General features: G+C 65.2%; 1 protein-coding gene and 2 pseudogenes. All 3 read right to left on the bottom strand.

The features are described 5' to 3' along the window. Window positions 1-144: pseudogene (locus DIE06_RS37635) on the bottom strand (polyamine ABC transporter ATP-binding protein); the annotation flags it as partial. 190 nt (window positions 145-334) lie between these two features. After that, on the bottom strand, window positions 335-1,453 hold the full coding sequence (locus DIE06_RS37630; protein ID WP_124665725.1) for a polyamine ABC transporter substrate-binding protein: 1,119 nt from the start codon (window positions 1,451-1,453) through the stop codon (window positions 335-337). Between the two features lie 62 nt (window positions 1,454-1,515). Beyond that, window positions 1,516-1,909, bottom strand: a pseudogene (locus tag DIE06_RS37625) (aminotransferase class III-fold pyridoxal phosphate-dependent enzyme); the annotation flags it as partial.

Here is a 1,909-nt window from a genome sequence, read left to right as displayed (position 1 = left end):
CGTCAGGTTCACGTTGTCGACAGCCGTGCTGTCGCCGAACTTCTTCACGACGTTTTCGATGCGCACGAACGCGTCGTTCTTCGTGCGGGCCACGGCGGCCGGTTGGGTGTGGCGTGCAGCGGCGGAAGAGGGTATCGATTGCATGGGAGTCACCATTCGTTCTTCACGGATTGCAGGCGTGAGCGTCGCCGCACGAGGCGCGCAAAGCGACTCGCGAACGACGGCTCGTGCCGGATGGAACTGGGCGCGCGATGCGCGCGGGCGGACGGACGGTCCGCGAATCTCGGGCGGGCAGGCGTTCAGCCGATGCCTGCGCCGCCGCGATGGGTTGCGATCAGTGGCCCGTCTTCAGTTGCGCCCACAGACGGTTCTCGAGGCGCAGGATGTCGGCCGGCATCGGCTTCATCAGCACCATCTTCTTCAGCACGTCCTCGGGCGGGTAGACGGTCGGATCCTGCGCGACGGCCGGCGTGACGAACTGGTGTGCCGCCTTGTTCGCGGTGGGGTAGAACACCGTGTTGGTGATCGCCGCGTTGACCTTCGCGTCCGACACGTAGTTGATCCACTTCAGCGCGGCCTCGGGGTGCGGTGCATCCTTCGGGATCACCATCACGTCGAACCACAGCAGGCCGCCTTCCTTCGGGTTCGAGAACTTGATGTCGTACGAACGCTTCGCCTCCGACGAGCGGCGGTGCGCGATGCCGACGTCGCCCGACCAGCCGAGCGCGACGCACACGTCGTTGTTCGCGAGGTCGTTGATGTAGCCGGACGAGTTGAACTGGGTGATGTACGGGCGGACTTTCTTCAGGACTTCGAACGCAGCCTGGTAGTCGCCGGGGTTCTTGCTGTTGGGATCCTTGCCCATGTACTGCAGCGTGGCCGCGAACACGTCGACGGCCTGATCGAGGAACGACACGCCGCAGCCCTTCAGTTTTTCCATGTTGGCCGGGTCGAACACCAGCGCCCAGCTGTCGACGGGCGCCTTGTCGCCGAGCGCCTTCTTCACCGCCTGCGCGTTGTAGCCGATGCCGTCCGTACCGTAGGCCCAGGGGACGCCGTACTGGTTGCCCGGATCGGCGTCCGAGATCATCTTCATCAGCAGCGGATCGAGGTTCGCGAGATTCGGGATCTTCGACTTGTCGAGCTTCTGGTACACGCCGGCCTGGATCTGCTTGGCCATGTAGTTCGACGTCGGCACGACGATGTCGTAGCCCGAGCTGCCCGCCAGCAGCTTCGCCTGCAGCGTGTCGTCGCTGTCGTAGTTGTCGTACTTGACGTGGATGCCCGTCTGTTTCTGGAAGTTCGGGATCGTGTCGGGTGCGATGTAGTCGGACCAGTTGTAGACGTTCAGCTCGTCGGCGGCACGCGCCGACGGGCTGGCGACCGACGTGAACGCTGCCGCGGCGGCAAGGGCCGCGACGGAACAGGCTTGGCGAAGAAAGCAGGCACGCATGGTGGAATTCCCCTGGGTTATGGCGGCGTGCGGCACCCGCCGCACGCCTGTAGGCAAAGCCGTTACGAAAGGCCCAGCTGCTGGGCGGTCGCATCGACGGCCTTCTTCGCCTTCGATACGAGTTCATCGATTTCCTGACGCGAGATCACGAGCGGCGGCGACAGCAGCATCCGGTCGCCGGTCGCACGCATGATCAGGTTGCCGTTGAAGCAGAAGTCGCGGCAGAGCGTGCCGACGTCGCCGCCATTCGCGAAGCGGCGGCGTTCGGCCGGCGACTCGGCGAGCTGCAGGCTCGCGACCATCCCGTGGCCGTGCACTTCGCCGACGATCGGATGACGCGCGAAGGTCTCGCGCATCAGCGCCTGGAAGTACGGGCCCGTGTCGTGCTTCACGCGCTCGACGATCCCTTCGTCGCGCAGCAGCTTCAGGTTCGCGACCGCCACCGCCGCTGCGACC

The organism is Burkholderia sp. Bp8998 (assembly GCF_003854235.1).
In the GTDB taxonomy this organism is placed as follows: Bacteria; Pseudomonadota; Gammaproteobacteria; order Burkholderiales; family Burkholderiaceae; genus Burkholderia.
The sequence above is the reverse complement of the archived record's forward strand: the minus strand, read 5'-3'. Positions and strand labels throughout refer to the sequence as shown.